Annotated in this window: 22 protein-coding genes; 8 read left to right on the top strand and 14 right to left on the bottom strand. The window is 68.9% G+C overall.

Annotated features, from left to right (window positions below):
* Positions 1–27: 27 nt before the first annotated feature.
* The 4 genes from rplW to rpsJ are packed head-to-tail and all read right to left on the bottom strand — an operon-like array spanning position 28 to position 2,081.
* On the bottom strand, positions 28–447 hold the full coding sequence (rplW, locus tag OHU89_RS29900) for a 50S ribosomal protein L23 (RefSeq protein WP_046263525.1): 420 nt from the start codon (positions 445–447) through the stop codon (positions 28–30).
* Positions 447–1,103, bottom strand: a complete 657-nt coding sequence (gene rplD / locus OHU89_RS29895; RefSeq protein ID WP_266888958.1) for a 50S ribosomal protein L4 — start codon at positions 1,101–1,103, stop codon at positions 447–449. Before rplD ends, rplW begins: the two co-directional genes overlap by 1 nt.
* Before the next feature lie 7 nt (positions 1,104–1,110).
* Positions 1,111–1,755 carry a 50S ribosomal protein L3 gene (rplC, locus tag OHU89_RS29890; RefSeq protein ID WP_007384065.1) on the bottom strand — a complete coding sequence of 215 codons (645 nt, stop codon included), beginning with the start codon at positions 1,753–1,755 and terminating at the stop codon, positions 1,111–1,113.
* A 17-nt stretch (positions 1,756–1,772) separates the two neighbouring features.
* Positions 1,773–2,081, bottom strand: a complete 309-nt coding sequence (rpsJ, locus tag OHU89_RS29885; RefSeq protein ID WP_003948644.1) for a 30S ribosomal protein S10 — start codon at positions 2,079–2,081, stop codon at positions 1,773–1,775.
* 606 nt (positions 2,082–2,687) lie between these two features.
* Here rpsJ and OHU89_RS29880 point away from each other — a divergent pair.
* On the top strand, positions 2,688–2,927 hold the full coding sequence (locus OHU89_RS29880) for an ATP-binding protein (protein ID WP_405654702.1): 240 nt from the start codon (positions 2,688–2,690) through the stop codon (positions 2,925–2,927).
* A 505-nt stretch (positions 2,928–3,432) separates the two neighbouring features.
* Here the strand turns inward: OHU89_RS29880 and OHU89_RS29875 are convergent.
* The 6 genes from OHU89_RS29875 to OHU89_RS29850 form a co-directional block, all read right to left on the bottom strand.
* Positions 3,433–3,816 carry a hypothetical protein gene (locus OHU89_RS29875; protein ID WP_405647384.1) on the bottom strand — a complete coding sequence of 128 codons (384 nt, stop codon included), beginning with the start codon at positions 3,814–3,816 and terminating at the stop codon, positions 3,433–3,435.
* Positions 3,809–4,423 (bottom strand): hypothetical protein, encoded by a 615-nt coding sequence (locus OHU89_RS29870; protein ID WP_405647381.1) that lies wholly within the window; start codon positions 4,421–4,423, stop codon positions 3,809–3,811. The genes OHU89_RS29875 and OHU89_RS29870 overlap by 8 nt, the downstream gene beginning before the upstream one ends.
* A 150-nt stretch (positions 4,424–4,573) precedes the next feature.
* Entirely contained in the window at positions 4,574–9,175 is a 4,602-nt protein-coding gene (locus OHU89_RS29865) for a DUF6531 domain-containing protein (protein ID WP_405647379.1), read from the bottom strand.
* 98 nt (positions 9,176–9,273) lie between these two features.
* A complete protein-coding gene (locus OHU89_RS29860) occupies positions 9,274–10,437 on the bottom strand; it encodes an acyltransferase family protein (protein ID WP_405654700.1) in 1,164 nt (387 codons plus the stop codon).
* A gap of 221 nt (positions 10,438–10,658) precedes the next feature.
* Entirely contained in the window at positions 10,659–11,288 is a 630-nt protein-coding gene (locus OHU89_RS29855) for a hypothetical protein (protein WP_405647377.1), read from the bottom strand.
* 23 nt (positions 11,289–11,311) lie between these two features.
* Complete coding sequence (locus OHU89_RS29850) at positions 11,312–11,527, bottom strand: hypothetical protein (protein ID WP_266888965.1); 216 nt, start codon at positions 11,525–11,527, stop codon at positions 11,312–11,314.
* A 156-nt stretch (positions 11,528–11,683) separates the two neighbouring features.
* Between OHU89_RS29850 and OHU89_RS29845 the strand changes: the two genes are divergently transcribed.
* Entirely contained in the window at positions 11,684–12,655 is a 972-nt protein-coding gene (locus OHU89_RS29845) for a hypothetical protein (RefSeq protein ID WP_405647375.1), read from the top strand.
* A 45-nt stretch (positions 12,656–12,700) separates the two neighbouring features.
* Complete coding sequence (locus OHU89_RS29840; RefSeq protein WP_266888967.1) at positions 12,701–13,078, top strand: phage holin family protein; 378 nt, start codon at positions 12,701–12,703, stop codon at positions 13,076–13,078.
* Between the two features lie 86 nt (positions 13,079–13,164).
* Here the strand turns inward: OHU89_RS29840 and tuf are convergent, their stop codons facing one another.
* From tuf to rpsL, 4 genes are all read right to left on the bottom strand, one after another.
* Complete coding sequence (gene tuf, locus OHU89_RS29835; RefSeq protein WP_046262552.1) at positions 13,165–14,358, bottom strand: elongation factor Tu; 1,194 nt, start codon at positions 14,356–14,358, stop codon at positions 13,165–13,167.
* A 143-nt stretch (positions 14,359–14,501) separates the two neighbouring features.
* Positions 14,502–16,631, bottom strand: coding sequence for an elongation factor G (gene fusA, locus OHU89_RS29830; protein ID WP_266888968.1), 2,130 nt, complete (start codon positions 16,629–16,631; stop codon positions 14,502–14,504).
* A gap of 39 nt (positions 16,632–16,670) precedes the next feature.
* Positions 16,671–17,141: a 30S ribosomal protein S7 gene (gene rpsG / locus OHU89_RS29825; RefSeq protein WP_003992340.1), complete on the bottom strand. Its 471-nt coding sequence runs from the start codon at positions 17,139–17,141 to the stop codon at positions 16,671–16,673.
* A gap of 3 nt (positions 17,142–17,144) precedes the next feature.
* Positions 17,145–17,516, bottom strand: coding sequence for a 30S ribosomal protein S12 (gene rpsL, locus OHU89_RS29820; protein WP_003948652.1), 372 nt, complete (start codon positions 17,514–17,516; stop codon positions 17,145–17,147).
* 414 nt (positions 17,517–17,930) lie between these two features.
* On the opposite strand from rpsL, the gene OHU89_RS29815 reads away from it, so the two are divergent.
* The 5 genes from OHU89_RS29815 to OHU89_RS29795 all read left to right on the top strand — a co-directional run bounded on the left by OHU89_RS29815 (position 17,931) and on the right by OHU89_RS29795 (position 24,416).
* A complete protein-coding gene (locus tag OHU89_RS29815; protein WP_405647372.1) occupies positions 17,931–18,686 on the top strand; it encodes a Crp/Fnr family transcriptional regulator in 756 nt (251 codons plus the stop codon).
* Positions 18,687–18,990: 304 nt separating this feature from the next.
* Complete coding sequence (locus OHU89_RS29810) at positions 18,991–19,839, top strand: hypothetical protein (RefSeq protein WP_405647370.1); 849 nt, start codon at positions 18,991–18,993, stop codon at positions 19,837–19,839.
* Positions 19,836–22,091 (top strand): hypothetical protein, encoded by a 2,256-nt coding sequence (locus OHU89_RS29805; RefSeq protein WP_405647368.1) that lies wholly within the window; start codon positions 19,836–19,838, stop codon positions 22,089–22,091. Before OHU89_RS29810 ends, OHU89_RS29805 begins: the two co-directional genes overlap by 4 nt.
* Before the next feature lie 37 nt (positions 22,092–22,128).
* Positions 22,129–23,877 carry a hypothetical protein gene (locus OHU89_RS29800; protein ID WP_405647366.1) on the top strand — a complete coding sequence of 583 codons (1,749 nt, stop codon included), beginning with the start codon at positions 22,129–22,131 and terminating at the stop codon, positions 23,875–23,877.
* On the top strand, positions 23,874–24,416 hold the full coding sequence (locus tag OHU89_RS29795) for a Pycsar system effector family protein (protein ID WP_405647363.1): 543 nt from the start codon (positions 23,874–23,876) through the stop codon (positions 24,414–24,416). Before OHU89_RS29800 ends, OHU89_RS29795 begins: the two co-directional genes overlap by 4 nt.
* Positions 24,417–24,450: the final 34 nt, after the last annotated feature.

The following is a 24,450-nucleotide window of genomic DNA, read 5'->3' as shown; positions in this document are numbered from 1 at the left end:
CGTCCGATATCGGACGATCCGACCCGCTTACGCGGTCGGACCGCCGAAGATGTCGATACGGTCGCCCTCAGCAAGGGTCACGATCGCGCGCTTGGTGCCGGCACGCTGGCCGAAACCGGTGCGGGTCCGCTTGCGCTTGCCCTGGCGGTTGATCGTGTTGACCCCGGTGACCTTGACCGAGAAGACCGCCTGGACGGCCTGCTTGATCTGGGTCTTGTTGGCGTTGGGGTCGACGATGAACGTGTACTTGTTCTCGTCGAGGAGCGCGTAGCTCTTCTCCGACACGACCGGCTTCAGCAGCACGTCACGGGGGTCCGTGTACGCCTTGCTGGGCGCGGTGACGACGGTGTTCTTACCCTCGGCGGCGTGGCGACGCGCCTTGGCGACGCGCGCGGCCTTGGCGGCCTTCGCAGCCTTGGAGGCAATGCTCGGGTGACGCGTAGCCATCAGGCCTCGCTCCCTTCGGTGTCGTTGGCCTGCGGGCCGGCGACGAAGGACTCGAAAGCGGCCTGGGTGAAGACCACGTCGTCCGAGACGATCACGTCGTACGTGTTCAGCTGGCCCGGCTCCAGGATGTGGATCTGGGGCAGGTTGCGGGCGGACAGCCACGCGGCCTCGTCGGCGCGGTCGATGACCAGGAGCAGGTTCTTGCGCTCCGAGATCTTGCCGAACAGCGTGCGAGCGGCCTTCGTGGACGGGGAGTCGCCCTCGATCACGCCGGTGACGACGTGGATGCGGTTGTTGCGGGCCCGGTCGGTGAGGGCGTGGCGCAGGGCCGCGGCCTTCATCTTCTTCGGGGTCCGCTGCGAGTAGTCACGCGGCTGCGGGCCGTGGACGACGCCACCGCCGGCGAACTGCGGGGCGCGGGTCGAGCCCTGACGGGCGCGGCCGGTGCCCTTCTGGCGGTACGGCTTCTTGCCGCCACCACGGACTTCACCGCGACGCTTGGTCTTGTGCGTGCCCTGGCGGGCAGCCGCGTTCTGCGCAACGACGACCTGGTGGATCAGCGGGATGCTGATCTTCTCCACGCCGAAGATCTCCGCGGGGAGTTCGACGCTTCCGGTCTTCTCGCCGGCAGGCGAAAGGATGTCAACAGTGCTCATCGGTACCTCAGGCCCCCTTGGCCGCGGTGCGGACCAGGACGAGGCCGCCGTTCGGACCGGGGACAGCGCCCTTGATGAGCAGCAGACCCTTCTCCGCGTCAACGGCGTGGACGGTCAGGTTCTGGGTGGTGACCCGCTCGTTGCCCATGCGACCCGCCATGCGGAGGCCCTTGAACACGCGGCCCGGGGTGGCGCAGCCACCGATGGAACCGGGAGAGCGGTGCTTACGCTGGGTGCCGTGTCCGGCGCCGAGGCCCTTGAAGTTGTGACGCTTCATGACACCGGCGAAGCCCTTGCCCTTGCTCTTGCCGGTCACGTCGACCTTGATGCCGGCCTCGAACACCTCAGCGGTGATCTCCTGGCCGAGGGTGTACTCGCTGGCGTCAGCGGTACGGATCTCGACGAGGTGGCGGCGGGGAGTGACGTCGGCCTTGGCGAAGTGGCCCTTGAGGGGCTTGTTCACCTTGCGCGGGTCGATCTCGCCGAACGCGATCTGGACGGACTCGTAGCCGTCGGCGTCGTTCGTGCGGACCTGGGTGACGACGTTGGGGCCGGCCTTGACGACGGTGACCGGAACAACACGGTTGTTCTCGTCCCACACCTGCGTCATGCCGAGCTTCTCGCCCAGGATGCCCTTGATCTGCTTAGCCATTCTCAGATCACCGATCCCTAGAGCTTGATCTCGATGTCGACACCGGCCGGGAGGTCGAGTCGCATCAAAGAGTCAACGGTCTTGGGCGTCGGGTCGAGAATGTCGATCAGGCGCTTGTGCGTGCGCATCTCGAAGTGCTCGCGCGAGTCCTTGTACTTGTGCGGCGACTTGATGACGCAGTACACGTTCTTCTCAGTGGGCAGCGGCACCGGGCCCGCGACCGACGCACCAGTACGCGTCACCGTCTCGACGATCTTCTTCGCCGAGCTGTCGATGACCTCGTGGTCGTAGGCCTTGAGCCGGATGCGGATCTTCTGTCCCGCCATGGCTACTCAGTAGTCCTTTGCTCGTTTAACGCTCTGGAACCCGGTGTTCCTGTCTTCCGCCCTCCGACCCACGCGGTCGGGTGTGTCGCGCTCTTACTGACACAGATGCCCCTTGTTCGAGCACCCCTTGTCTGGGAGCACGGCCCTTCCGGAACCGCAAGCCGAGGACGAAAGGTCCACCGGGTGCCTGGTCTGTGCCGTACCTTGCTTCCCGAAAGATTCCCGTACGTCCGCCCCAGCGCTGCCGTGTGGCAGTTAGGGCGACGAGTACTGTGGGACTCGCTTCCGGTCCTCCCGGCGGGAGGCGCGCAGCATCAACACTCGACCGAGCAACTCGGACAGTCTGCCATATGGGGCAGGGCCTCCGCCAATCGAGCCGGAGAGAATACCCCGGACGTGACGCAGGTCAAACGCGGGTGGCTTCCCGGTCGGGCGATTCCCTGCGATTTCGCACTTCACCTCGTCGCAGGACCGGCTATTTTGCGGTCTTGATCAGGGCACGTACGCCGGGAGGTCTCACGTCATGGTCAAGGTACGGCTTGAGACCAGCCGTGAGCACGTCGCTGAGCCGGCCCGACTTCGGGACCTGTCGGCGCGGTCGAGGAGCTGGTCTGGAACGCCGTCGACGCCGATGCCGAGAACATCGTCGTCACCTTGGAGCGCAACGACCTGGGCGGCGTGGACAGGGTTCGCGTCCAGGACGACGGCCGTGGGATGTCAGGCGAGCACTGCGAGGAGTACTTCCGACCCATCGGCGCCTCGACGAGAGGTCGGCCTCCCTGGAGCAGCTCCCGCTCATGCTCGCGCGCGAAGGTGAGGACCGCGTGGGTCAGGTCCTCGCTGTAGGAACCCCGGGTGTTCATCTGCAGCAGCCGCGTTCCGTCCCCGGTCAGCACGCCTGCGTGGCGCAGCACAGGGTTCAGGCCCCACTGCCATGCCCGGTCCAGGCCGGAGAGAGGAGCGGCGTGGGGGAAACCGGCGAGGGTGGCGGGCAGATCCATGGTCCCTACGGTCGTCAGAAGCCCCACGGGGCCGGGTGAGGAGTGCGCGTACGGTCTTCGGACCAGATCAGGCGGGCAGGTCGGCCGGGAGGGCGTCGGGACGGAAGACCGTCTGCTTCATATCCGGCCCGTTCCCTTCTTCAGCTTCGAGGACCGTCGCAGATCCACGCAGTCGACGACTTTCTCCGCGAGATGGAGGAGATATTCGGGCTCGCCGGTCGGATAGGTGTCCTCCGGATGCCGAAGACCGGAGCTTCTGGACACCCACAGGGGAACTCGGTCCGCCGCAGCCACGGTTGCCGGCCCATGGACGGCGTCAGCCGGTACCGCGAGGAGACCCCGGCGTTGTCCTACGCACCCCACGGGCACTCCCGTGCCGCGTCCCACCGCACCCAGGACACTCCCTCGCTCCACCCCGGGCGACCGGACGCCCAGCCGAGCAGAACCGGGAGGGCGATCTCCTCGCCTCCCTGGTCCGACGGCAAGGGCACGTCGGCACGATGGTGCGTTGCAGCGCTCCCCTGCCGGTACTCGATCACCATGGTGAGGTCGTCGTTGAGCGCGAGCTGCAGGTAGTGCTGGCCGACTTCGGCCTCCGGTACGTCGAGCCGGTCCAGGACCAGGAACCGGCGGCGCAGGTTGAGCCCTGCGTAGAGCCGTTGGATCTGGTCCTCGCACGGGTCGTCCCAGGTTTCGCCGTCCTCGTCCGAGACACGTAGTCGCGGCTCAGTCATGCAGGGCCTTCTCCGCGAAGGCCAGCAGGTCGGCGAGTCCGACCGGACGCGGCGCGGCTGTCTCGGACTCTTCCAGCAGGGTCCACGTTCGTTCCGCGTCCCACTCGGCCCGGAAGATCTGTCCGCGGAAGTTCTCGAACCGGACGAAACTTCCCGGAGCGCCCTCGAGCAGTTTGATCTCCCGCTGCAGTGTCTTCGGTAGCGCGAGAATTCCGTCCGGTCCGTTCGTCCCGCCCTTGGTCACCGTGTTGTCGTACCAAAGCCTGAGGAAGGGCACAGGCTCTCGGCCCAGATCGGCCGGGGAGAGGAACCTGATGAAACTCTCCCGGGCGTCTTCGAGGGAATACCGGTCCGGGCCCGCGAATTCACACGCATATCCGGGAAATACGGCCCATGTGACCTGCTGAAGCTCGGGCTGCTGCACCTCGTGATACCGATGCACGCCGGGGCGTGCCGCCGCGACGACGTCAAAATCCCGGCCGGGGTGACTGAATCCGGGCAGCACGCCGAGCAGCGTGCCGTCGGACAGCAGCCGGGAGCTGTTCTCACGTGCGGTCACGAGCAGCGCACGCACGAGCTCTTCGTCGTACGTGTCACGGGCGTTCACCTGGAAGAGGTGTCGACCGTCCGCACTCAGGGCCGCAGCGAAGTCCAGGCCCTGCACGGGCGACCAGTGCCAGGCATCGGGAATACCTGGAAATTCTTCAACCCCCGGGAAACCCGACACGACAACAGCCGGATCCATGTTTTCCTCCCTTTAAGCGCCTCTGCATGAATAGTTCGGGCCGGTGTCCTGACGGTAATTCGGAGCACGCTGGCCATCACGACCGTTGTCGGCCCTGGTCATCGGCTCCATATCAGTCGTGTCATTGTACCAAGTCGAGCGCTCCGCGTAATTGGTGTTATGTCCAGTTTCATTCCAGTGCTCGACTACCCGCGGTTTGTGGTCGTAAGTGAGGATGTCGGAATCCCCGGGAATGATTTCACCCGCGTTGTTGCGCCAGGTGAGCTGGTCCCTGGGAATCCGGTTGCCGCTCGCGTCGAGCGGCCATCCGCCCGCGGCCCGCCCCTCGTCCGTGAAGCGCGTGACCATGTCCTCGTGCGTCTCGATGTCGTAGCCGTGCGGGTATTCCGAGGAACGGTTGTGCCGCGTCTCCGGAGCGTCCGGATCCCTCACCCACCGGCCCCCCGCACCGCGCATCCGCTCCAGACCGAGCGGGTCGCTGAACGAGAAGGGGTGCGGGACGTACCCGTAGTGATTCGGCTGCGGAGCGATGCCCAGCGGGTCGGGGGTGAAGTAGCGGGCGTTGTCCGGGTCGTAGTAGCGCGCGTAGTTGTAGTGCAGGCCGGTCTCGGCGTCGGCGTACTGTCCCGGGAACCGCAGCGGGCAGTCCACTGTCGTATCCGACATCCCTGCGGATGAGTCCTGCGCCCGTTCCCTCCCCCACAGCTCCGTCCGCCGGTGCCAGGCCAGCTCTCCCGCGGTGTCGACGAGTTCGGTCGGTGTTCCCACCGTGTCCGTCACGACCCCGTGGAACCGGACACCGTCGGCATCCCGGTGGATCTGTGTCAGCGGGCGATGAGTGCCGGAGAAGTAGTCCCAGGCCGTCGCCCTGGCATCCTTGGTGACCTGTTCGGCGACCCGGGTGCCGTCCCAGGTGAACCGGGTCTCCTCGATCACCTCGCCGTCGGAGCCCAGCCGCGCCTTCGCCGTGCGGCGGCCGGTGGGGTCGTACCGGTACCGCCATCGGTCGCCCTCCGGCGTGACGGTCGCCGTGAGCCGGTCCTGTGCGTCCCAGGTGAAGGAGGCGACCCGCTTCCGCCCGTTGAGCAGCCGCTTCACCGTCCGGACGGGGCGCCCCTGCCCGTCGTACTCATACGTCGTCCGGCCGGACCGCACAAGCCTCGTACCCGTGTATTCGCGCACCGTCGGCCCATCGCCGACGGAGGGCCCAGTCGACTCACGGACGTTGCCGAGGACGTCGTACGCATAGCTCTCGGTCCAGCTCTGGGCGCGGACCGCCGTGACACGTCCAGCCGGGTCGAGGTCGAACGTGCGTCGGCCCGTGGTGAGTTCGGTGATCTCCGACAGCAGGCCGTCCGGCCGGTAGGCGTACGACCGCTCCTGGAGGAGGGTCTCGTCGGACCCGTGGGTGCCGCGTACCTGCTGTCCGGTCAGGCGGCCCATGCCGTCCCATGCCTGGGTGAGCGTCGCGAAGGCCCCGAACGCCCGGGACAGCTCCCTCCCCAGGGCGTCGTAGGCGAAGGTCACCGTGTGCCCTGCCGCGTCCAGCGACGCCGGGCGCCCTACGGCGTCGTACGTCCAGGTCGAGACCGTCCCGCTGGGGGTGCGGCGCTCGGTACGGCGCCCGAGGGCGTCGTAGGCGTAGGTCGTCTCGGCGCCGTCGAGGACCTCCCGCACCAGGCGCCCGGCGGCGTTGTAGGAGCTCTCCAGCGTGCTCTCGGGGCTCACGGCCCGCAGCAGACGTCCCGCGGGGTCGTAGGTGAAGCGCGTCTCCTGATCGCCTGTGTGCTGTTCGACCGCTCGGCCCAGCACGTCCCGGACGAAGACGATCTCCTCGCCCGAGCCATTGGCGCGGGCGATCAGGCGGCCCGCCTCGTCATAGGTGTAGGTGAGCGTGCGTCCCTCGAAGTCCGTTTCGGAGCGCAGGCGGTTGGTCGCGTCGTAGACGTACTCCCAGCTCCGGCCCTGCGGGTTCGTCACTCGGGTGAGGTTCACCTCGGTGTCGTAGGTGAAGCGGTACTCGATGCCGGAGCGGTCGACGCGGCTGCTGGGCTGGTGGAAGTGTCCCGTCGTGACGGCGGATCGACTGCCGGTCCTGTCGACGTGCGCGACGGGGTTGCCCTCCCCGTCCCACTCCCAGCTCTCCCGGCTGCCGTCGGCGGTGATACGCCACGCCGGCGCTCCCTCGACGGTCCAGCCCATGTGCTCCACGCCGCCCGCGGCGTTGACGACCCTCATGATGCGGCCGAACGCATCGCGCTCGGCGGTGGTCGTGTGACCGAGGGCATCGGTCTCCCCGACCGAGAGCCCCGCCGCGTTGCACTCGGTGCGGGTCACGTGGCCGAGGGCGTCGGTCACGGCCGTGGGGCGCCCCTGCTCGTCGTAGCTGTAGTGGCGTGGGTTACCCGCCGGGTCGACGATCCTCAGGCGGTTGCCCCGTTCGTCGAACGTCTGCTGCCAGACGGCTCCATCGGCCTCGATCACCCGGGTCGGCAGATCGAGTTCGTCGTACTCCGCCGTGGTCCGGTGTCCGTCGGGACGGACGATGGTGACGAGGTTGCCGCGTGCGTCGTACTCGAACGTGGTGGTGCGGCCCAACGCATCAGTGCGGGAGGCCAGTTGGTTGTGCCGATTCCATTCGGTACGGATCGTGCGGCCCAGCGCGTCGATGAATTCTGTGCGCTGGAGCAGGTCGTTGTAACGGTGGAGCGTGCTGTGACCGAGCGAGTTGGTGTACCGCGTCTCGCGAGCGTCCGTGTCGTACGTGATGCTGCAGCTGAGGAAGCCGTCGGCTCCTTCGCCTCGTATGCAACGGTCGTGCTCGTCGTAGGCGTAGCGGTACCAGGACCCGTTGCGATCCGTCCACGAGGTGATGCGTTCCCGGTCGTCGTAGGTCAGCCGGTACGGCAGATCGCTTGAGTTGTAGATCTCCGAGAGATTGCCGTCGGGGCTGTAGCCGAAGCGGACGAGAGTGACGCCCTCGGGGCCCGCGTCGGGATCGCGCAGGCGCAGTCGCGTGATGCGCTCGCCTTCGGTGTCGACGTGTACGTGATATCCGCCGGAGTGGCGTACGCCGGTGGGGGCGCCGTGCGCATCCCGGTCGATCACGATGTGGTGGCCGTTGCGGTCGGACAGAGCGACGAGAGGCAGCGTGAAGGCCTCCGCGCCGACGGGCTGCTCCTGCGGTGCCGCGAAGTGTCGCGTCCACCCCGTGACGGGATCCGTGATCCGCAGCGGTGCGCCCGGCCCGCCGTCCCAGTCGAGGGGGCGGCGCGGCCCCTCGAGAGGCATGACCGAGGTGCCCGGTGCCGGGACGGAGTAGACGAGCACCATCCCGTCCTCCGCGGCGAAGAGAACCCCCTCACCGTCGAGTTCCAGGCGTTCGTCCAACGTCGACGCCCAAGAGGGGCCGAACCATTGTCCCGAGGCGTAGGTCGACACATGGGTACGCCGCAGAATCAACGGAAGCAGGCCGGGCAGCTCGACATCGGTGTGCTCCATGAGCATCTCGCCGGAGACCATGTCGATGGGATCGCCGTTCTTGCAACGGCCCTCCGTGGGCTTGCTCTTGGACAGAGCGTCGTCGGCCTCCCGGCGCAGACCGTTCCTGAGCCCCTTGCCCATACCCTTGAGCCCGGCTTTGCCCAGCGACTTCGCGCCCTTGGCGAGCCGACCGAGTGTGGTGATGCCCTTGCCGCCCGGTATGCAGTCCAGCGCGGCGAAGGCGACGTCCATCAAGCCGGCTTGGCCCTTGGAGTATTTGTAGAGCGTGTCGGCGAGCACCACGAGCGCCGCGATCAGCAGGATCGCGCCCAGGATCGGGCCACCGATGATCATCGCGACGATGCCGACGACCGCGACGACGACTTTGCAGACGGTGACGATGTTGTCCCAGTTGTCGGTGAACCAGTCCCCGACCTCTTCCCACCAGGACCGGTTCTGGATCCCGGCGTCGGAAGCCTCGTCGATCTTCGTCTTGGCCTCGCGGGCGGCGTCCTCACGCATCTTGCGGGCATCGGCGGCCATCTTCTTCGCCGCGTCCAGGGCGTCCTGGGCATCGTTGACGTCCGACTGGGCGCTGGTCTGCGCGGACTTGGCGTGCTGGGCATCCCTGGTGGCGGCCCGGACCTTGGTCTCGTCCGGCTTGTCGGCACTCGACTTGCTGCCGGTGGGATCGTCCTTGTACTTGTCGGCTTCCTTGTTCGCCCGGGTCACCCACGAATCAGCCGAGGAAAGACGGGAGTTGGCGGAGGACAGATTCGCCTGCGCCTCACGCGCCTTGGCGAGAGCCTTGTCGGCGAGAGCCTGGGCACGCTCCAGCTTCGGCCAGAAATCCGCGAGCGCGTTCCCGCACAACTCATAGGACTTCTTCAGCTTCTTCAGATTCTTCGGAACCCCGCCGAACTCGTCCTTGAAGACCTCCGCCGACTTGCCCGCCCATTCCAGCAGGCTGTCCTCGTCCGACATCCCCTTCACAAGACGCAGCGCATCGGAGACATCATCGGCAAAGTCATGCAGCGTCCTGGCCAGACTCCGAACCCGGTCCGGATCACCCGGCGTCGGATCCTTGTCCAGGTCGAGGACATGCCAGTCCGCCGGCCGATGCCCCGCCATACCGCAACCCCCGTCACCTGCGCACCGTCAACAACCGTATGCACACGTGAACTTACCCGGTACGGCCGTTCGAGAAGAAGCCCAGCCGGTGAACGGACTCAGCCCGCCTGCCCCGCATTCCGCAACCGCGCGAACGACGTGTCCAACCCCCGCTTCAACACCCCCGCCACCGGCCGCTCCACCAACCGATGGACCACCCAACTCAGCAGCACAAACCCGCCGATCACCACCACGACCAGCACCCGGGCGTCCATGACATCCCGCAGCCGATTGATCACCGTCGTCCCGGCGACGTAGTGCATGAGATAGAGCGGATACGTCACCGCCCCCGCCGTCACCAGCCACTTCCCCCGCACCCGATCAGCCGCCCCGAGCGCGATCGCGACCATCACCAGCAGGAACGCGGTGAAGATCAGCACACTCCCCCGCCACCCGGAGACGTGCTCGACCTCGTCGATCCGCTGCCCCAGCTCCGACTGCCCCATCAGCCAGGCCATTCCGAGGATGCCCCACAGCAGCAGGTCCTGGCCGAAGCGGTGCATGAGGTACAGGGCCAGGCCCGCGATGAAGTACCAGGCGCCCTCCGGGTTGGCGAGCAGCTGGAGCAGGGGGAGGCCGGCGACCGGCGTCAGCATCGCCGCGGCGCCCCACACACAGCAGAAGACGACGACCTTGCGGTACGTCAGACCGGTCGCGACCACGACCAGGAAGAGCAGGTAGAAGCGGAGCTCGGACCAGAGCGTCCAGTACACGCGGTCGACGTTCTCCACGCCCGAACCGGCTTGCAGCATCGTGAAGTTGAGCAGGACCTCGCGCCACGGCTGACGCGGCCACACACCGGGCAGGGCCGCCAGGACGCCCGTGGTGAAGACGATGGCGAACCAGTACGCCGGGTAGAGCCGGATCACGCGCGAGACGAAGAACTGCCTCGGGGTGCGCCCCCAGCACGACATGCAGATCACGAAGCCGCTGATCACGAAGAAGATCTCGACGCCGATCCAGCCGTAGGAGGCGAACCGGAACACCGTCGGCATGATCTCCGACACCGGCCGGCCCCAGATCGCGTTGCCCGGCTGGTTCACGCGGTACGTACCGGCGTAGTGGTGCACGACCACCATCAGGGCGGCGACGAGGCGGAGACCGTCGATGGCGTGGAGGCGGCGGCCGGGACGTTTCCGGGCCCTGGGGGCGGGTCTCTGCGGCGCCTCGGTCACGACGAGCGGCGGGAGCGGCTGCTGCACCCCGCGCACCGCCGTACGCATCGGAATCGTCGGTCGGCTGTCCGCGCCGCGCATCCGCACTCTGCCCATCGTCGTCGGGGAACCCGCCCCGGGGGCGGCCGAAGGACGGCTCACGCTACGGCGTCACAACCGCCCCACAGCGCACAGACAAGAACATTCCTCCCCACCCGGACACGGAGTTGCCCGAACCCTCGCCGACGCGCCTCACGGCGTTGGTCCGGCCTTCACGGAACCCCCATCGGTCACACGCCCCCGAGGAGCAGCTCCTCGATCGCCTCGTCGTACACCCGGAACCCGGACTTCAGGTACGCCGGCGTGGCGGAGCGCGGGGCGAGGATCTGCGGCAGATGCGCGACCCGCCACATCCGGAAGACCTGTACCGGGGCGGTGCCGCCCGTCGCGTCCGCGAGGTCGCACGCGGTCGCGAGCACGTCGACGATCCGTGCCGCGCTCTGCCCGGCCTCCGTCTCGGTCTCCGTCTCCGCCCGGACGGCGACGCCGATCAAGGCTTCCAGGAACTCCGTCAGCTGCAGATCCGCCGCCATACGGCACATACGCCGGACGACGGGCGGCTCGCCGAGCCGGTCCAGGAACTCCGGGTCGGCCGCGAGGTTCCCCGAGTACAGCGCCAGATGCGCCGCGGCCACCTCGTAGTCCCGGAACCAGCCCAGCTCATCGGCGATGGCCATGGCCTCGTCGTCGAATCGGCAGACCGACCGGATCCCGTCCATGAGCCGCTCGAAGTCGTCTCGCCGCCGCGCCAGGAACTCCCCCGGCGAGACTCCGGCGAGCTCCCATGTACCCGTGGCGTTCACCGCCCCGGCCACCACGACTCCGCCGAGCGGCCCGAAGACCCATCGTGCGCGTTCCATGCGGCCACCCTAGACAGGCAGGCTCACGGTTCCCCCACCCCCGAGGCCCCCTCCACGACCTGCCCCACGACGTCCAGGATCCCCCGGCCGAACGCCGTGGGAGCGATGAGCACCCCGAACACCAGCACAAGGGCCACGGTCAGTCTCTCGTCGGCCCGGCTCCGGGCCTGGGTGCGCCGACGCAGCCGCAGGACGATGACGACGGCCAGCAGAACCGCCACGTTGATCGTCAGGATCATCGAGCGAGTCCTTTCCTCTCCCCTCCGGGCAGCCCGGCCCGGATCCACAGGCATGAGCGACTTGTACGGTACGCACCCCGCCTCGGGTCCGACTCGACCGGCGACCACCGACAACTCCCCTGCTCCCGGGCGCTGTTCGGCCCTAACCTCAGCCTCATGACCCGCACCACCCCGCCCCGCCCCCTCGACGTGACGGCCGCCTTCCCCGAGCTGGCCCCCCTGGCCCGTACGACCGTCCGCCTGCACCCCCGCGCCGGTACGCCCGCCACCACCGACAGCTCCATCGGCGGCCCCCTGCTCTGGCCGGCGGACGAGCCCTGGCCCACCTGCCCCGAACACGACGGCCCCGCCCACCTCGGCCACGTCCCCGACGACCTCCGCCTGCGCCGCCGCATCCTCGCCGAGGCCCACAGCCGGCCACGTGCCGAGGGCGCCGACTTCCTCACCCTTGAGGAGCGGACCGTCGTCGACCGGACCACGACCCCGCACCGGATCCCGCAGGACGGCCCCGTCCCCCTGATCCCCGTCGCCCAGCTCTACGCCCACGAGGTCCCCGGACTCCCCCGCCCGCCCGGCACGGACCTCCTGCAACTCCTGTGGTGCCCCTTCGACCACGAGGGCTGGATGCCCCGCCCGGAACTGCGCTGGCGGACGACCGCCGATGTCATCGACCCCCTGGCCGAAGGAGCGGCCCCGCACCCGTCGGTGATCGGCAAGGACCACTACCTCCCCGAGCCCTGCGTCCTGCACCCGGAACCCGTCACCGAATACCCGGCCCCGCACGAGCTGCCCGAGGAGCTGGCGGACCGGGTCGAGGAGTGGGCGGAGGAGCACGGCGCGGTCTACCAGTACGACCTCGCCGTCGCCCCGGGCTGCAAGGTCGGCGGTCACGCCCCCTGGAGCTACACCGACCCCTTCCCGATGGCCTGCGAGGAGTGCGGCTCGGCAGTGCGCCCCCTGCTCACCATCGACGGCTGGGAGTGCGACGGCGGCAGCCGCGGCTGGTTCCCGCTCGGCGACACGGGCTCGGCCCGGCCCACCCACCTGAACATCGGCCGGGACCACGCCCTCCAGCTCTACGTCTGCGAGATGTCGTACGACCATCCACCGCTGCGCAACATCCAGTGATCCAGCCCTTGTCACCGGCCGCGGGGCACCCGGAAGATCACGCCCATGTACAAGCGAAGACGCATACTCGGCACCTATCTCGGCGTGGGCCTCGCCGCCGCCCTGCTCCCCGGGATCTCTCCGGTCGCCGACGGCCCGTTCTGGCAGACGATGCTGGCGAGCATCGTCTTCCTCATCGTCAACCAGCTGATCCACACCTATCCCAGCGCCATCCGCACCGCGCCCCCGGTCATGCTGCTGATCCTCGCCGCGATCGGCATCGTCCAGGACACCCTCGTATGGCTGCTCGTCTCCTGGCTCAGCGGGCAGATGGACTCCGGCCTTCATGTCGACGGTTTCCTGACCGCCCTGCTCGGCGGGGTCATCACCCGCGCCGTCACCCTCGCCGCCATGGCCCTCGGCCCGCAGCCCGAGCCCGCGTAGGGGAACGCGAAGGGGCCCGCACGACCGAAGTCGTACGGGCCCCTTCAGGAGCTCTATGAGCTACCAGGCGTTCAAGCCAACAAGACTTACTTGTTGATCTTGGTGACCTGGCCGGCGCCCACGGTCCGGCCACCCTCACGGATGGCGAACTTCAGGCCCTCTTCCATGGCGACGGGCTGGATCAGCGAGACAACCATCTCGGTGTTGTCGCCCGGCATGACCATCTCGGTGCCCTCGGGGAGGGTCACCACGCCAGTCACGTCCGTCGTGCGGAAGTAGAACTGGGGACGGTAGTTGTTGAAGAACGGCGTGTGACGGCCACCCTCGTCCTTGGACAGGATGTACGCCTGGGCCTCGAACTCCGTGTGCGGGGTGACCGAGCCGGGCTTGATGATGACCTGGCCGCGCTCGACGTCCTCGCGCTTGATGCCACGAAGCAGCAGACCGACGTTCTCACCGGCCTGGCCCTCGTCGAGCAGCTTGCGGAACATCTCGATGCCGGTGACCGTGGTGGTGGTCTTCTCCTGCTTGATGCCGATGATGTCAACGGTCTCGTTGACCTTCAGGACACCACGCTCGATACGGCCGGTGACGACCGTACCGCGACCGGTGATCGTGAAGACGTCCTCGACGGGCATGAGGAACGGCTTGTCGACGTCACGCTCGGGGGTCGGGATCGACTCGTCGACGGCGGCCATCAGGTCCAGGACCGTCTGGCCCCACTCCTTGTCGCCCTCGAGAGCCTTGAGCGCCGAGACCTTGACGACCGGCAGGTCGTCGCCCGGGAACTCGTACTCGGAGAGGAGCTCACGGACCTCGAGCTCGACGAGCTCCAGGATCTCCTCGTCGTCCACCATGTCGGCCTTGTTCAGGGCGACGACGATGTACGGAACGCCGACCTGGCGGGCCAGGAGCACGTGCTCCTTGGTCTGCGGCATCGGGCCGTCGGTCGCGGCGACAACGAGGATGGCGCCGTCCATCTGCGCCGCACCCGTGATCATGTTCTTGATGTAGTCCGCGTGACCGGGGCAGTCGACGTGGGCGTAGTGACGCGTCTCCGTCTGGTACTCGACGTGCGCGATGGAGATCGTGATACCGCGCTGGCGCTCCTCAGGAGCCTTGTCGATCTGGTCGAAGGCCGAGGCCTCGTTCAGGTCCGGGTACGCGTCGTGCAGCACCTTGGTAATGGCGGCCGTGAGGGTCGTCTTACCGTGGTCGATGTGACCGATGGTGCCGATGTTGACGTGCGGCTTAGTCCGCTCGAACTTCGCCTTCGCCACTGGGTCCTCCTGTGGAGTGGTTCTGGTACGCCTTGCTCATCGGCGCCAGGGTGATCTTTGCTGGGATGCCGCCCGCCGGGATTTCCGTTTCCGGGTGAATCCCGGCGGTCGGTGTCAAGCCTAAAGCGTGTGAACGGGGTGTGTTACTCGCCCTTGGCCTTCGCGATGATCTCCTCGGCGACGTTCCGGGGAACCTCGGCGTAGGAGTCGAACTGCATCGAGTAGCTTGCGCGACCCGAGGTCTTGCTGCGGAGGTCTCCGACGTAGCCGAACATCTCCGAAAGGGGCACGAGGCCCTTCACGACGCGGGCGCCGCTGCGCTCCTCCATGGCCTGGATCTGGCCACGGCGGGAGTTGAGGTCGCCGATGACATCGCCCATCGACTCCTCGGGCGTGGTGACCTCGACGGCCATCATCGGCTCGAGCAGCACGGGGCTGGCCTTGCGCGCGGCCTCCTTGAAGGCCTGCGAACCGGCGATCTTGAACGCCAGTTCGGAGGAGTCGACCTCGTGGTAGGCACCGTCGAGAAGCGTGACGCGGACGCCCGTCATCTCGTAGCCCGCGAGGATGCCGAACTGCATGGCCTCCTGCGCACCGGCGTCCACCGACGGGATGTACTCCCGCGGGATACGGCCACCGGTGACCTTGTTCACGAACTCGTACGCCGGACCGTCGGTCTCGGTGATGGGCTCGATCGCGATCTGCACCTTGGCGAACTGACCGGTACCACCGGTCTGCTTCTTGTGGGTGTAGTCCACGCGCTCGACGACCTTGCGGATCGTCTCACGGTACGCGACCTGCGGCTTGCCGACGTTGGCCTCGACCTTGAACTCACGGCGCATACGGTCGACCAGCACCTCGAGGTGCAGCTCGCCCATACCACCGATGATGGTCTGGCCGGTCTCCTCGTCCGAGTGAACCTGGAAGGAGGGGTCCTCCTCCGCGAGACGCTGGATGGCGACACCCAGCTTCTCCTGGTCACCCTTGGACTTGGGCTCGATGGCGACCTGGATGACCGGCGCCGGGAAGTCCATGGACTCCAGGATGACCGGGTTCTTGTCGTCCGAAAGCGTCTCACCGGTGGTGGTCTGCTTCAGGCCCATCACGGCGACGATGTCGCCGGCGCCCACCGACTCGATCTCCTCACGCTTGTTCGCGTGCATACGGTAGATCTTGCCGATGCGCTCCTTCTTGCCCTTGACGGAGTTCAGCACAGCGGTGCCGGACTCCAGGCGGCCCGAGTAAACCCGGACGAAGGTGAGCTTGCCGAGGTGCGGGTCGCTCATGATCTTGAACGCGAGGGCGGACAGCGGCTCGTCGTCGGACGGCTTGCGCTTGACGACGACCTCGGGGTCCTTCACGTCGTGGCCCTCGATGGCCTCGACGTCAAGCGGGGTCGGCAGGTAGCGCACGACCGCGTCGAGCAGGGGCTGGACGCCCTTGTTCTTGAACGCGGTGCCACAGAACACCGGGGTGACCGTGATGCCGTCGGACTTGCCGGACGCGATGGTGACACGACGGATCGCGGCGTACAGCTGCTCCTCGGTGGGCTCCTGGCCCTCCAGGAACAGCTCCATGATCTCGTCGTCGTTCTCCGCGACGGTCTCGACCAGCTTGCCGCGGTACTCCTCGGCAGCCTCGACGTGCGTGGCGGGGATGTCGACGACGTCGTACATCTCGCCCTTCGCCGCCTCGGCCGACCACACGAGCGCCTTCATGCGGACCAGGTCCACAACGCCCTTGAAGTCCATCTCGGCACCGATCGGCAGCTGCATGATGATCGGAACGGCACCGAGCCGGTCCTTGATCATGTCCACGCAGCGGTGGAACTCGGCGCCGGTACGGTCCAGCTTGTTCACGAAGCAGATGCGCGGCACGCCGTAACGGTCGGCCTGACGCCACACCGTCTCGGACTGCGGCTCGACACCGGCGACACCGTCGAACACCGTGACGGCACCGTCGAGGACGCGGAGCGAACGCTCCACCTCGACCGTGAAGTCGACGTGCCCCGGGGTGTCGATGATGTTGATCGTGTAGTCGTTGTCCTCGAGCGGCCAGTGACAGGTGGTGGCAGCAGAGGTGATCGTGATGCCACGCTCCTGCTCCTGCTCCATCCAGTCCATGGTGGCAGCGCCGTCGTGGACCTCACCGATCTTGTAGCTGACGCCGGTGTAGAAGAGGATCCGCTCGGTGGTGGTCGTCTTGCCCGCGTCGATGTGGGCCATGATCCCGATGTTTCGGACCCTGGCCAGGTCAAGTGAAGTGGTAGCCATAAGGCTTTCGTCTTCTCTCGGTCTCGATGTGGGTAGCGACTACCAGCGGTAGTGCGCGAAGGCCTTGTTGGACTCGGCCATCTTGTGGGTGTCCTCGCGCTTCTTCACAGCGGCACCGAGGCCGTTGGAGGCGTCGAGAAGCTCGTTGAGCAGACGCTCGGTCATGGTCTTCTCGCGACGGGCGCGGGAGTAACCGACCAGCCAGCGCAGCGCGAGCGTGTTGGCACGACCGGGCTTGACCTCGATCGGAACCTGGTACGTCGCACCACCGACACGGCGGGACTTGACCTCGAGGGTCGGCTTGATGTTCTCAAGCGCGCGCTTCAGCGTGATGATCGGGTCGTTGCCCGTCTTCTCACGCAGACCCTCCATGGCGCCGTAGACGATGCGCTCGGCGGTGGAGCGCTTGCCGTTCAGCAGCACCTTGTTGATGAGGGACGTGACAAGAGGAGAACCGTAGACCGGGTCGATGATGACCGGGCGCTTCGGGGCGGGGCCCTTACGAGGCATTTTCTACTTCTCCTTCTTGGCGCCGTAGCGGCTGCGGGCCTGCTTGCGGTTCTTCACACCCTGGGTGTCAAGGGAACCGCGGATGATCTTGTAGCGAACACCCGGCAGGTCCTTCACACGGCCACCACGCACGAGCACGATGGAGTGCTCCTGCAGGTTGTGTCCCTCACCCGGAATGTAAGCGGTGACCTCGATCCCGCTGGTCAGACGCACACGCGCGACCTTACGCAGGGCCGAGTTCGGCTTCTTCGGGGTGGTCGTGAACACACGCGTGCAGACGCCGCGACGCTGGGGCGAACCCTCGAGTGCGGGCGTCTTGTTCTTCTCGACCTTGTCCTGCCGGCCCTTCCGGACCAGCTGCTGGATCGTAGGCACTACTTCTCCGGTTTCTGTGTGCCGAATGGTGAAGCTAACCTGGAACAACTCCGACCCACGCGGTCGGGTGTGTCGGATCCCGCAGACTTCCACCCGAAGGCGAGAAGGGCGCGGATTCACGGTGGCCGATGGAGGCTCGCGATGCGGTTGATGGCACGCACGAGAGCCAGGGCACACCCCAGGCACAAGGTCTGAGCGTACCTACCTCAAGGACTTCGGTCAAAACAAATGGAGCGGGCCCCGACACGCCGGGCTTTTGACTGTCAAGGGGTGCGGCCGGCGCCAGTGGCCGATTCGCGCTCTTCCGCCCCACTCGATCTTGGGCGTTCAGTACGTTGACCCGTCCGCTGCACGGGATCGGCGGCAGGTTCCGATTCGGGTACGGGATTCGCCGGGGGATTCGGGGGATGAGGCATGACGACGTGGACGCCGGCGTACTCGCCGGACGACGGGGGACTGGACGACCGGGTGCCGTTCCTGGCGCGGCTGGAGAACGAGGACCGCTCGACGCTGCTGGCGCTCGGCCGCAACCTGGACTTCCCGCCGCGCACGGTCCTGCTCCGCCAGGAGGAGCCGTCCGCGCACGTCCTGTTCCTCGTCCACGGCTGGACCAAGGTCACCGCGTCCGCCGCCAGCGGCTACGAGGCCCTGCTCGCCCTGCGCGGCCCCGGTGACGTCGTCGGCGAGTCGGCGGCGCTCACGGGCCGACCGCGAGGAGCGACGGTGACCGCGTTGGAGCAGGTCAGGGCGGTGGCCGTCGACCGGGAGCGCTTCCGGGGCTTCCTGCACCGCTCCCCCGCGGCCTCCTTCGCCCTGCTCGGCCTCACCGTGGACCGCACCCGCGCGGCCGACCGGCGCCGGCTGGAGTTCGCGTCGATGAGCGTGCGGGAGCGCTTCGCCGTCCTGCTCCTGGACCTGGCCCGCACCCACGGCCGCCGCACCCCGGAGGGCATCGAACTCGCCGTCCCCCTGAGCAAGCAGGAACTGGCGGGCTCGGTGGGCGCGTCGCGGGAAATGGTCCAGCGCCTCCTGAAGGAACTCCGCGACAAGAACGTGGTCGCCACGGGCAGGCGCGCGATGCTGATCATGCGCCCGGACGTACTGCGCCGAATAGCGGCGACAGGCCCGGCGACGGGAATCCCCTCCCCACAACAGCCACGCGAGGACTGATCCCCGGGCTCACGCGCCCCTGAAGGCGGCGCAGCCCGCCTTCAGAGGCGCAGGAGCGCGGGCCTGAGGCGGCGCAGCCCGCCTTCAGGGGCGCAGGGCTGTGTCGATATGCGGCTCCGCCGCGTGGGCGCGACCAGCCACGACTCACCCGCACACGGCAACGAGACACGAGGCGGCACCCCCTACCCCGCCGCCCCTTCTGTGCACACGGTCACATTTCAACTGCGTCATCCGCCCTCCAGGTCCCACCCCTCCCTCCCGCACGCTTCTCGTCTGCACGCCCCACCCCCCTCGAGAGGCGACCATGAGCGACCCCGTGACCCGGACGATCCTGCTGGTGGACATCGAGAGGTACAGCGACCGGGACGACGTCGAGCAGGCCTATCTGCGGCGCATGCTCTACGACATCACCGACCGCACCCTGCAGCGTGCCGGCATCGACGAGACCCTCCGGCTACGAGCCGACCGCGGAGACTCGGTCATGGAGCTCATCGACGCGAACGCCCCGGTCACAGCCCTGCTGCGAGCGCTGCTCAGCGAGGTCCCGGCCCAGCTGAGGGCGGTCAACCGGATGGCCTCCCGCTCGGCCCAGATCCGGCTGCGAGCCGTCGTCGCCACCGGCTACGTCGCCGTCGACGCGCACGACGGCTGGGTCGGCTCCGACCTGAACCACGCCTGCCGTCTGCTGGACGCCGACATCCTGCGCGCCGCTCTGCGCGAGCGCGCCGACGACTTCGCGCTGTGCGTCTCGGACCCGCTGTACGGCGGAGTCGTACGGCACGACCACCCGGGAATCCCCTCCGACGGCTTCCACGAGGTCACCGTGGACAGCAAGAACGGCCCGCTGACGGCGTGGCTGCACGGACCGGTGCCCGGGGCGGCGACCGGCCAGGACCACCGTGAGAAGGGGGAGGCGCCGGGCGGATCGGGGGACCGCCCGGCGCCGCGGGTGCCCGAACAGGGCGGCCCCCACGAGGACGGCCCGGCGCCGGACGGAAGCAGGGGAGCCCCGGCGCCGGGCTCCGCCGTGAACGTGCACGGGGGCACGTTCAACGGCGGTGTCTTCGGCGGCACCCAGCACGGCGGCATCAGCGGCGGCAACTTCCACGGCAACGTCACCTTGGGCGGCGCCGAGCGGGGTGAGGGCGCGTGAGCACCCCGGAGGCGCCGGCCCCCGAACGCCCGGGCGCCGCGAACGCCGTACCGCAGCAACCCGGCGGCGACACCGAGACCGCGGACGGCGCACGGCCCGGGGCGGAGGGTGAGCCGGAGGAGCGGGACCAGCCGCAGAACGCCTGGTCGGCCCGGCGCGACCTGGTCGACCACAGCCCGCGGATCATGAACGTGGGCGCGCGGGCCGCCTTCAACGGCGGATTGCACGGCGGCACCCAGCACGGCGGCATCAGCGGCGGGAACTTCTCCGGCGACGTCTACCTGGGCAGCAGGACGGAGGTCTTCCAGCTCAACTTCCCGTCCTTCGCCTCCCCCGCGTCCCCCGCGTCCCCCGCGTCGGGAGAGGTCCCGAGCGCCACGCTGGATGAGCTCGCCACGCACTTCGCCGCCGACGAGGAGCTCATGGCCCGCCTGGCGGAGCGGTTACGGCAGGAGCGGGTCCTGGTGCTGTCCGGCGGCCGCTTCACCGGCAGACGCACGGCGGCCCTGATGCTGCTGCACCGGCTCGGCGTCACCCCCGTACGCGTACTGGACCGCGACACGCGACCGGGCGAACTGGCCGACAAGTTCCCCGGCGACAAGGCGGCGGACGAAGCCGGAGACAATTCCGAGGAGCCGCCCCGCGCCTGCGGCTACGTCCTCCTCGACCTCACCACCCGCCGCGACAACCCGCTGCGCGAGCACCATCTCCTGACCGTCCGCGACCGGCTCGCCGCGCAGGACGCCTATCTGGTCGTCACCGTCGGACCCACCACCCCCGTCGAGGACGTCACCCCCGAGGAGTGGCCGCCCCCGGCGGCGGCCGACGTCCTCGCCGCCCATCTGCGCACCCTCACCGACCCGGGGACCGCCGCCGGCCTGCTCGCCCGCACGCAGGTCACCGACTTCCTGGGCCGCAGCCACCAGCCCCGCGAGGTGGCCCGCTTCGCCGAGCTGCTCGCCCGGTACGCGGCCGGGGAGGCGGACGAGCGGACGGTGGCCGACTTCTCGGGGGTGGCGCTGGAGAACCAGGTGCAGGAGTGGTTCGCGGAGGACGAGACCTCCCTGCACCTGCGCGACAAGGCCTTCCTCCTCGCCCTCGCCGCGTTCGACGGCGGCCCCTACCCGCTCACCGCCGAACTGAGCGACCTCCTCTACCGGTTCCTCCAGGAGACCGAGAACCCGGCCCGCGTCCCCGAGGTCCCCGTCTTCGGCACCCACGTCCGCAAACGTCTCCAAGTCGCCCGCGCGAAGGCCTATTTGGCGGAGGAACACACGGAATGGGGGCCGGTGACACAGAAGAAGGCCGAGTTCCTGGACGAACGGGCCTCCGGAGTACTGCTCCGCGAGGTCTGGACGGGCCACCCCTCCGCCCGCCCGGCGCTGATCCGCTGGCTGCGCCGCCTCGCCGACGACGGCCGCCCCCTGGTACGCACCCGCGCCGCGTCCACCGCGGCCGTCCTGGCCCGGACCGACCTGCCGTCGGCGATGGCACTGGTCATCCAGCCCTGGGGCATGTCCAAGTGGTTCAAGCACCGGCTCGTGGCCGTCAACGCGCTCACCCTCGCCCACTTCATCGCCACCCCCAACATCCCCCGCATCCTCGACGCCTGGTGCTCGGGCGACGACCCGCGGCTGCGCTGGGTGGCGGTCCGGGCGTACGGGCTGCTCGGACCGGAACGCCCGGAGCAGGCCCTCGCCGCGCTGCGCGGTGCCGTACGACGGCTCTACGCCGACGCGCCCGACAGCACCGACGACGAACTGGTCGTGGAACTCGCCCAGTCCGTCGGCCTGTTGCTGCTGTCCTCGGCGAGCGACCAGGTCCTCGCCGAACTGCGCGCCCACATCGACGACGACCGGGCGGTACGCGACCTCACCCTCGGCGGCTTCGTGTCGGCCTGCGCCCGCAAGGAGGACGACGAGCCCTACGGCACCCCCCTGGTCCTCAGCTGGTACGCCCGAGCCGCCGGCGAGAGCGGCCCGGCGGCCCAGGGCGTGCCGTTCCTGTGGCGGACCGCGCTCGCCGACCCGCGCACCACCCGGGACGCCCTCGACGTGCTCCGCGGCTGGGTCCTGATCGCCGACCGGTCCACCGCCGTGGAGTGGGCGCTCGCCGCCCTCCTCCCCGCCCTCGTCACCACGTCCACCGAGCACCAGCGCCTGAGCCACCTGCTCCGCACCATGTCCGGCGAGGACGGCAACCCACCGCCCCCGGTCGCGGCCCGCCTGCTGACCACGCTGCCCAACCGCTGACCCGCACCGGACCGGTACCTCCGAGGAGACACGCCGCATGCCCACCTTCCGCCAGCCCGAGTGGCAGCAGAACGCCGACCGGCACACCGAGCTGATCGACCCGGTCCTGACCGTGCGTCAGCTGTCGCGCTTCGAGTTCAACCTCAAGTCGTACGTCCGTATCGACCACGCCCTGGTCTTCGCCACGGCGAAGGGCGGCTACGAGGCCTATCTGCCCCCGCGCAGGCCGACCCGCGGCGAGATTGCCACCAACCGGTACACGGCCGTGTACGAGGTGGACATGGGCGTGCATCCGCACACCGCCGAACTGCCGTTGCCCAGCGACAACGACGCGTTCGAGTTCACGGCCCAGGTCGATCTGTCCTGGCAGGTGCTGGACCCGGCCCGCTTCGTGGCCTCCGGCCACCGGGACGTACCGGGGCTGCTCCTCGGTGAACTCCAGCAGGCGGCCCGTCCGGTGACCCGCCGCTTCGCGATCGCCGACAGCGCGGCCGCCGAGCGGGAGATGCTGGACGCGATGAGCCTGCTGGGCCCGCTGGGTGCCCCGGCGGGCCTCCAGGTCACCTGGACCGTCCGGCTCCGCCGCGACCAGGAGAACATCGACCACCAGCGCCGGCTCCAGGCCATCGACCACTCCGCCGAGGAACAGATCCGGGTGGCGCAGCGCGGCAGGGACATCGACGTCGAGGCGGACCGCCGGGGCCGCCAACAGGACGCGCTCCAGCTGGACCGGGCCATGGCCTACGGCGTCCAGCAGCAGGAACTCCTGCTCCAGCAGCAGCGCTGGCAGCACGAACAGGCGATGCTGCAGGGCCGCCAGATGGTGGAGCTGCAGCAGATCGAGGCCGAGAAGATCGCCTTCTACCAGTGGCACCTCCAGCAGGGCGGCGTCCACGCCTGGGCCCTCCACCTCGCCCAGCACCCCGAGGACTCCCGCCTGGTCATGCAGAGCATGCGCGACGACCAACTCCGCATGATCCAGGCCCAGATGGACCTGGTGAAACAACTCCTCAGCAGCGAGGCCGCGGAGAACTGGGAACTGGAGGGCCCGAAACAGCTCGCCCTGCGCACGGTCCACGACATCCTCAACCAACGCATGCCGGGCGTGGCACAACAGGAACTGCCGGAGGGTGACGGGTATCCAGGGACGCCGGGGGCTGTCCCTGGACAAGGGATGCCGGGAACTGTCGAGGGTCAGGTGGTACCGGGACAGCCGTACGCCGGGCCCGTCGGCGTGCCGGGCCAGCCGTACCCGGGGACTGAGGCGGCGGAGCCCGGTGCGCCCTCAGGCCAGACAGGGCCGTTCCCCGAGCCCGGCCGGCCCGTCTCCGGGCCGATGGCACCGACCGTCCCTCTCCCTCCCGGACCGCCATCCCCATACCCCGGATCACCCATGCCCGCCCCCACTCCCCCGCCCGGCGCCCCCTACAGCCCGCCCGGCCCGTACAGCACCCAGGGCGCCGCCTGGCAGCCCCCGACGCCCCACGCGCCGCCCCCGGGCGCGCAGACCCCCTATCCCGGCGCGCCCACCCCCTACCCGAGCCCCCAGCCCCCGCCACCGGCCACCCCGGGCACCCCGCCCTGGCAACCCCCGCAGGCACCGGCATCCGGCCCCACTCCCCCACCCGCCCCGACACCGACAGCCACCGCGCCCTGGCAACCCCCGGCCGGCTACGGCCGTACACCCACCCTGCCCGCCACGGACGTACCGGACAGCGCCCCCTCCACCGATGCCGACACCGGCACCGGCACTCGGCCCAACGGCCCGGAGGCAAGCGGCACATGACAACGCTCGACCCGACACCGCCACCGGCGCCCGCACCCGCACCCCCCGACGCCCTAGTCCCCCTCTGCGAGCGCCTCCTCGCCGACCTGCGCACGGAGGTCGCCCGGGCCGACACCAAGGCGTCCGTGCTGGTCGCCGCCCTCGGTATGACGGCCGGTGTCCTCAGCGGACTGCTGGTCGGCCGGGACTGGACCCCGGCCGCGCTGTCCGCCGTGGGCACCGTGCTGTGGTGGACGGGAGCGGCCGCGCTCGTCCTGTCGCTCTTCGCCCTGCTGCTGGCGGTCCTGCCCCGCTACCGCTCCCCGCACTGGTCCCCCGGCCGCCCGCTGTCCTACTTCGGCGACATCCAAGAGGCCGTCCGTCAGGGGCAGTTGGAGACGGCACTGACGGAGACCCGCCGCGCCCCCGTCGCCGCACTGACCCTCGCGCTCACCGAGATGAGCCGCATCGCCGTACGCAAACACCAGTGGATCCGAACCGGCCTGATCGCCTTCTGCGTCGGCACGGTCCTGCTCCCCACCTCACTGCTGCTCGGCTGACACCCGGCCGACCGGCCACCGCTCCCGTGAAGGA

This window comes from Streptomyces sp. NBC_00019 (genome assembly GCF_045041015.1).
Lineage (GTDB): Bacteria > Actinomycetota > Actinomycetes > Streptomycetales > Streptomycetaceae > Streptomyces.
This window is presented reverse-complemented; position numbering and strand designations above follow the sequence as displayed.

Bases quoted from the DNA above. Each gene is read 5' to 3' on its own strand.
- OHU89_RS29860 (WP_405654700.1), bottom strand. From the start codon at position 10,437: ATGCGTACGGCGGTGCGCGGGGTGCAGCAGCCGCTCCCGCCGCTCGTC.
- OHU89_RS29855 (WP_405647377.1), bottom strand. From the start codon at position 11,288: ATGGAACGCGCACGATGGGTCTTCGGGCCGCTCGGCGGAGTCGTGGTG.
- rpsG (WP_003992340.1), bottom strand. From the start codon at position 17,141: ATGCCTCGTAAGGGCCCCGCCCCGAAGCGCCCGGTCATCATCGACCCG.
- OHU89_RS29875 (WP_405647384.1), bottom strand. From the start codon at position 3,816: ATGACTGAGCCGCGACTACGTGTCTCGGACGAGGACGGCGAAACCTGG.
- OHU89_RS29840 (WP_266888967.1), top strand. From the start codon at position 12,701: ATGTACAAGCGAAGACGCATACTCGGCACCTATCTCGGCGTGGGCCTC.
- rplC (WP_007384065.1), bottom strand. From the start codon at position 1,755: ATGGCTAAGCAGATCAAGGGCATCCTGGGCGAGAAGCTCGGCATGACG.
- rpsJ (WP_003948644.1), bottom strand. From the start codon at position 2,081: ATGGCGGGACAGAAGATCCGCATCCGGCTCAAGGCCTACGACCACGAG.
- OHU89_RS29845 (WP_405647375.1), top strand. From the start codon at position 11,684: ATGACCCGCACCACCCCGCCCCGCCCCCTCGACGTGACGGCCGCCTTC.
- rplD (WP_266888958.1), bottom strand. From the start codon at position 1,103: ATGAGCACTGTTGACATCCTTTCGCCTGCCGGCGAGAAGACCGGAAGC.
- OHU89_RS29865 (WP_405647379.1), bottom strand. From the start codon at position 9,175: ATGGCGGGGCATCGGCCGGCGGACTGGCATGTCCTCGACCTGGACAAG.
- rplW (WP_046263525.1), bottom strand. From the start codon at position 447: ATGGCTACGCGTCACCCGAGCATTGCCTCCAAGGCTGCGAAGGCCGCC.
- OHU89_RS29815 (WP_405647372.1), top strand. From the start codon at position 17,931: ATGACGACGTGGACGCCGGCGTACTCGCCGGACGACGGGGGACTGGAC.
- OHU89_RS29800 (WP_405647366.1), top strand. From the start codon at position 22,129: ATGCCCACCTTCCGCCAGCCCGAGTGGCAGCAGAACGCCGACCGGCAC.
- fusA (WP_266888968.1), bottom strand. From the start codon at position 16,631: ATGGCTACCACTTCACTTGACCTGGCCAGGGTCCGAAACATCGGGATC.
- OHU89_RS29810 (WP_405647370.1), top strand. From the start codon at position 18,991: ATGAGCGACCCCGTGACCCGGACGATCCTGCTGGTGGACATCGAGAGG.
- OHU89_RS29795 (WP_405647363.1), top strand. From the start codon at position 23,874: ATGACAACGCTCGACCCGACACCGCCACCGGCGCCCGCACCCGCACCC.
- OHU89_RS29850 (WP_266888965.1), bottom strand. From the start codon at position 11,527: ATGATCCTGACGATCAACGTGGCGGTTCTGCTGGCCGTCGTCATCGTC.